Source organism: uncultured Dietzia sp. (assembly GCF_937873725.1).
Lineage (GTDB): Bacteria > Actinomycetota > Actinomycetes > Mycobacteriales > Mycobacteriaceae > Dietzia.
The window spans coordinates 1-5,544 of the sequence record NZ_CALMYY010000009.1 but is presented as its reverse complement, the minus strand read 5'-3'; the positions used below and the strand labels follow the sequence as shown (position 1 = coordinate 5,544).

6 protein-coding genes are annotated in these 5,544 nt (G+C 70.0%); 2 read left to right on the top strand and 4 right to left on the bottom strand.

What is annotated here, in order from left to right:
- Positions 1-189: 189 nt before the first annotated feature.
- From Q0444_RS00510 to sdhC, 4 genes are read right to left on the bottom strand one after another with little or no spacing between them, the layout of a single operon-like run.
- A complete protein-coding gene (locus Q0444_RS00510) occupies positions 190-975 on the bottom strand; it encodes a succinate dehydrogenase iron-sulfur subunit (protein WP_299020491.1) in 786 nt (261 codons plus the stop codon).
- The gene (sdhA, locus tag Q0444_RS00505) at positions 975-2,744 is read right to left on the bottom strand and encodes a succinate dehydrogenase flavoprotein subunit (protein WP_291079923.1); all 1,770 of its coding nucleotides are present in this window, start codon (positions 2,742-2,744) and stop codon (positions 975-977) included. Before sdhA ends, Q0444_RS00510 begins: the two co-directional genes overlap by 1 nt.
- Positions 2,745-2,792: 48 nt before the next feature.
- A complete protein-coding gene (locus Q0444_RS00500) occupies positions 2,793-3,224 on the bottom strand; it encodes a succinate dehydrogenase hydrophobic membrane anchor subunit (RefSeq protein ID WP_291079925.1) in 432 nt (143 codons plus the stop codon).
- 14 nt (positions 3,225-3,238) lie between these two features.
- Positions 3,239-3,646 carry a succinate dehydrogenase, cytochrome b556 subunit gene (gene sdhC / locus Q0444_RS00495; RefSeq protein WP_291079927.1) on the bottom strand — a complete coding sequence of 136 codons (408 nt, stop codon included), beginning with the start codon at positions 3,644-3,646 and terminating at the stop codon, positions 3,239-3,241.
- Between the two features lie 190 nt (positions 3,647-3,836).
- On the opposite strand from sdhC, the gene Q0444_RS00490 reads away from it, so the two are divergent.
- Both Q0444_RS00490 and Q0444_RS00485 read left to right on the top strand, forming a co-directional pair.
- Positions 3,837-4,265 carry a cytidine deaminase gene (locus Q0444_RS00490; RefSeq protein ID WP_291079929.1) on the top strand — a complete coding sequence of 143 codons (429 nt, stop codon included), beginning with the start codon at positions 3,837-3,839 and terminating at the stop codon, positions 4,263-4,265.
- Positions 4,262-5,544, top strand: a 1,283-nt coding sequence (locus tag Q0444_RS00485) for a thymidine phosphorylase (protein WP_299020486.1), incomplete at its 3' end; no start/stop codon positions are given. The genes Q0444_RS00490 and Q0444_RS00485, both read left to right, overlap by 4 nt.

Sequence of the window (5,544 nt, the reverse complement as noted above, 5' to 3'; positions counted from 1 at the left end):
GCGCAGGTCGAGCAGGCAGCGCAGGTCGAGCAGGCAGCGCAGGTCGAGCAGGCGGCGCAGGTCGAGCGGGCAGCGCCTCCGCCGTGACCGGGTGGGCGCGGGCCGGGGTGGGGGCGGAACGAGAGCGGGGCCGCAGCCTCCGTCGATGGAGTCTGCGGCCCCGCTCCCACGCCGTGGCGTCGAGAGAGATCAGCGGGCGAAGAGAAGCGCGCGCTTGACCTCCTGGATCGCCTGGGTCACCTGGATGCCGCGGGGGCACGCGTCGGTGCAGTTGAAGGTGGTGCGGCAGCGCCACACGCCCTCGGCGTCGTTGAGGATCTCCAGACGCTCGGCGGCACCCTCGTCGCGGGAGTCGAAGATGAACCGGTGCGCGTTGACGATCGCCGCCGGCCCGAAGTACGAGCCGTCCGCCCAGAACACCGGGCACGAGGTCGTGCAGCAGGCGCAGAGGATGCACTTGGTGGTGTCGTCGAAGCGCGCCCGGTCCGACTGCGACTGGATGCGCTCGGCCGACGGCGGGTTCCCGGAGGTGATGAGGTAGGGCTTCACGTCGCGGAAGGCCTTGAAGAACGGCTCCATGTCGACGTACAGGTCCTTCTCCACCGGGAGCCCGCGGATCGGGGCGATCGTGATGGTGATGGGCTTGCCGTCCTTGGGCAGCAGGTCCTTCATGAGGACCTTGCACGCCAGGCGGTTCACGCCGTTGATCAGCATGGCGTCCGAACCACAGACGCCGTGCGCGCACGACCGGCGGAACGCGAGGCTGCCGTCGATGTAGTTCTTGACGTACATCAGCAGGTTGAGCAGTCGGTCGGACGGCAGGGCCGGGACCTCGTACTCCTTCCAGCCAGCGGAGTCCGGATCCTCCGGGTTGAACCGGGCGATCTTGAGCGTGACCATGGTCGAACCGGGCGGCGCGGGGCGATTCGGGCCCTTGCCGTCGGTGGCCTTGGTGGTGTCGACTGCGGTGGTCATCAGTACTTACGCTCCATCGGCTCGTAGCGGGTCTGCACAACCGGCTTCCAGTCCAGCCGGATCTCGGAGAGCAGCTCCTGGCCGTTCTCCTTGAACGCCATCGTGTGCTGCATGTACTCGGCGTCGTTGCGGTCGGGGTAGTCCTCGCGGGCGTGACCGCCACGGGACTCCTTGCGGTTGAGGGCACCCACGACGGTGACCTCGGCGAGCTCGAGCAGGAAGCCCAGCTCGATCGCCTCGAGCAGCTCGGTGTTGAAGCGGCGGCCCTTGTCGCTGACCGTGACGTGGGCGTAGCGCGCCTTGAGGGCACGGAGTTCGTCGCGCGCCTCGGTGAGCGACTGCTCGGTGCGGTACACCGACGCCTTGTCGTCCATCATGGCCTGCATCTCGCTGCGGATGTCCGCGGCGTTCTCGTCGCCACGGTCGGAGAGCATGCCCTCCATCCACTCGCGGACCATCTTCTCGGGCTCCTCGGGGAGCTCCACGAAGTCGTGGCCCGCGGCGTAGTCCGCGGCCGCGATGCCGGCCCGGCGGCCGAAGACGTTGATGTCCAGCAGGGAGTTGGTGCCCAGTCGGTTGGAGCCGTGCACGGACACGCACGCGCACTCGCCGGCCGCGTACAGGCCGGGGACCACGTCGTCGTTGTTGCGCAGCACCTCGCCCTTGACGTTGGTCGGGATTCCGCCCATGACGTAGTGGCAGGTCGGGAACACCGGCACGAGCTCGGTGACCGGGTCGACGCCCAGGTAGGTCCGCGAGAACTCGGTGATGTCGGGGAGCTTCTCGTTGAGGACATCTTCGCCGAGGTGGGTCACGTCGATGTAGACGTAGTCCTTCGCGGGGCCGGCACCGCGGCCCTCGCGCACCTCGAGGACCATCGAGCGGGCGACGATGTCACGCGGCGCGAGGTCCTTGATGGTGGGGGCGTAGCGCTCCATGAAGCGCTCGCCGTCGGCGTTGCGGAGGATGCCGCCCTCGCCGCGGACGGCCTCGGAGATGAGGATGCCCAGGCCCGCGAGGCCCGTGGGATGGAACTGGTGGAACTCCATGTCCTCCAGCGGCAGGCCCTTGCGGAAGACCACGGCCATGCCGTCACCGGTGAGGGTGTGGGCGTTGGAGGTGGTCTTGTACATCCGGCCCGAGCCGCCGGTCGCGAAGACCGTGGCCTTGGAGTGGAAGACGTGGAGGTCGCCGGAGGCGAGCTCGTAGGCGACACACCCGGTGGCGACGGGGCCCTCCGGGGTCTGCGTGAGACACAGGTCCAGGACGTAGAACTCGTTGAAGAACTCCACGTCGTGCTTGACGCAGTTCTGGTACAGCGTCTGCAGGATCATGTGACCGGTGCGGTCGGCGGCGTAGCAGGCCCGACGCACGGGCGCCTTGCCGTGGTCACGGGTGTGACCGCCGAAGCGGCGCTGGTCGATCTTGCCCTCGGGCGTCCGGTTGAACGGCAGGCCCATGTTCTCCAGGTCGATGACGGCGGTGATGGCCTCCTTGGCCATGATCTCCGCGGCGTCCTGGTCGACGAGGTAGTCGCCGCCCTTGACCGTGTCGAACGTGTGCCACTCCCAGTTGTCCTCCTCGACGTTCGCGAGGGCCGCGCACATGCCGCCCTGGGCTGCGCCGGTGTGGGAGCGGGTGGGGTAGAGCTTGGTGAGGACGGCGGTGCGGGTCCGCGGCCCGGATTCGATGGCCGCGCGCATGCCTGCGCCGCCGGCGCCGACGATTACGACGTCGTACTGGTGCTGGTGGACCTGACGATCGGTCATGGGATTCTCAGTGCTCGCTTTCGAAGTGGAACGGTCCGCAGGCGTCTATCAGACGTCGTAGGCGAGGCCGAAGATGGCGTAGGTGCCCAGGACCAGGACCAGGACGGTGGCGGCGAGGAGGATCGCGTTGAGCCAGAACCTGGTCGAGTCCTTGCGCGAGTAGTCCGCGATGACCGTCCGGACTCCGTTGGCGCCGTGGAGCTGCGCAAGCCAGAGCATGAGGAGGTCCCAGGTGGCCCAGAAGGGGCTCTGCCAGCGGTCCGCGACGTAGGCCCAGTCGATGCGATGGACGCCCTCGTCGATCATGAGCCCGACGGTGAGGTGGCCGATCGTGAGGATGACCAGCGCGACGCCCGAGGCGCGCATGAAGATCCACGCGGTGCGCTCGAAGTTGCCGCGCGACCGCAGGCGCGGGGACCGCGGCTGGGCCAGCGAGGCGGGGCGGTCGTACGACGTCTGGAGAACAGGTGCGTCTGCCATGGTGATCGTTCTCCTTAGATGTGCTGGAAGAGAAGGAAGAGGAGGCGGGCGGCGCCGGCGGCAAAGACGACGACCCAGATCGCGAGGACGGCCCACAGCATCTGACGCTGGTACCGCGCGCCCTTGGACCAGAAGTCCACCGCGACGATCCGCAGGCCGTTGAGCGCGTGGAAGAGCACGAGCGCGACGAGGCCGATCTCCATGAGGCCGACGATCGGCGACTTGTACGAGTCGATCACCGAGTTGTACGTCTCCGGGCTCACCGTGACGAGCGCCGTGTCGAGCACGTGCACGAAGAGGAAGAAGAAGATCGCGACGCCCGAGATCCGGTGCGCGACCCAGGACCACATCCCCGGGTCACCCTTGTAGAGGTTGAGCTTCTTTGTGGGGGCCGGACGCGCCGGCGCCTGCGCGGTACTCATGGGCTTGTCGTGCCTCCGAATCGTCTGGGCGTGGTGCCATCGGCGCGCGTTCCGGCCCGAGAGCACAGCGGGCGCCTACTAGGACTTTAGACCTGAGATCTGACTGATGAGAAGCAGGGTGGGTACCGTGGTCCGAACGGGTTCTCCCTGTTAGGGAACCCTAAATGAAGTTACCGAAGGGTAGATCCGGGTGTCGCAGCACGAAACCGCAGCACAGGGCAACGCAGCGTCCGACGAGCTCCGCGACGCCGCCCGCACGGCAGCCGGGAACGCCTACCGGCCGTATTCGGGACTGGGGGTGGGCGCTGCGGCGCTGGCGGCCGCGACGGACGGGTCGGGGACGCGGATCGTCACCGGATGCAACGTGGAGAACGCCTCCTACGGGCTTACCCTGTGCGCCGAGTGCTCCCTCGTCTCCGACCTGCACCGCACCGGTGGCGGGCGACTGATCGAGCTCGTCGTCGTCTCCCACACCGGCGACCCCCTCGCGCCGTGCGGGCGCTGCCGGCAGCTCCTCCACGAACACGGCGGTCCGGACCTGGTGGTCCACACCGCCCGCGGCGCGGTGCGCCTCGGCGAGCTGCTGCCGGACGCCTTCGGGCCCGGGGACCTGACGTGAGTCGTCGCCTGGACGCCGTGCGGATCATCGAGGCCAAGCGCGACGGGAGGGAACTCGACGACGACGAGATCGACTGGATCGTCGCCGGGTACACCCGCGGGGTGGTGGCACCCGAGCAGATGTCCGCGCTGGCCATGGCGATCTTCTTCCGGGGCATGACCGACCGGGAGACCTCCCGGTGGACCGCGGCCATGGTGGCGTCCGGCACCCGGCTCGACCTGTCCGACCTGCACCGGAACGGCAGGCGGGTGCCCACGGTCGACAAGCACTCCACCGGCGGGGTGGGCGACTCGGTGACGCTCGTGCTCACCCCGCTCCTGGCGACCTGGGACGTGGCCGTGCCCCAGCTCTCCGGGCGGGGTCTCGGCCACACCGGCGGCACCCTGGACAAGCTCGAGTCGATCCCCGGGTGGCGCGCCGACCTCGACGCCCCCGCCCGGCGCTGCGTCCTCGAACAGACCGGCGCGGTCATCTGCGCCGCCGGGGACGACCTGGCCCCCGCCGACCGGGCCCTGTACGCCCTGCGTGACGTGACCGGGACCGTTCCGTCGATCCCGATGCTGGCGGCCTCGATCATGAGCAAGAAGATCGCCGAGGGCACGGGTGCGCTGGTCCTCGACGTCAAATGCGGGTCCGGGGCGTTCCGGCCCGATCCGGCGGACGCGTCCGAGCTGGCGCGGGTGATGGTCGGGATCGGGACGTCGGCCGGGGTCCGCACCAGCGCACTGGTCACCACCAACCACACCCCGCTCGGGCGGGCGGTGGGCAACGCGCTCGAGGTGGCCGAGTGTCTGGAGATCCTCGCCGGCGGGGGACCGGAGGACATGGTCGACCTGACCTGCGCCCTGGCGGAGGAGGCGCTGCGGGCGGTCGGGCTCGACGGTGATCCCCGGCGGCGTCTGGCCGACGGGCGGGCCATGGACTCGTTCCGTGCGATGATCGCCGCGCAGGGCGGGGACCCGGACGCCGCGTTGCCGGTCGCCGCGCACACGGAGGAGGTGCGGGCCCCGGACTCGGGCGAGGTGCGGTGGGACGCACTTGGCGTGGGCCGCGCGTCGTGGCTCTCCGGTGCCGGGCGGACCCGGCCGGGGGAGGCCGTCGACCCGGCCGCCGGCGTGTTCCTGCATCGCGTCGAGGGCGACGAGGTCCGCGCCGGCGAGCTGGTCGCCACCGTGCACGCCGACGATCCGAGCCGGCTGCCCGCGGCCGTCGCGGAAGCGGCCGCCGCGCTCGGGTCCGGCGGACCGGGACCCGCCCGCGGACCGGCCGGGGTCGTGGT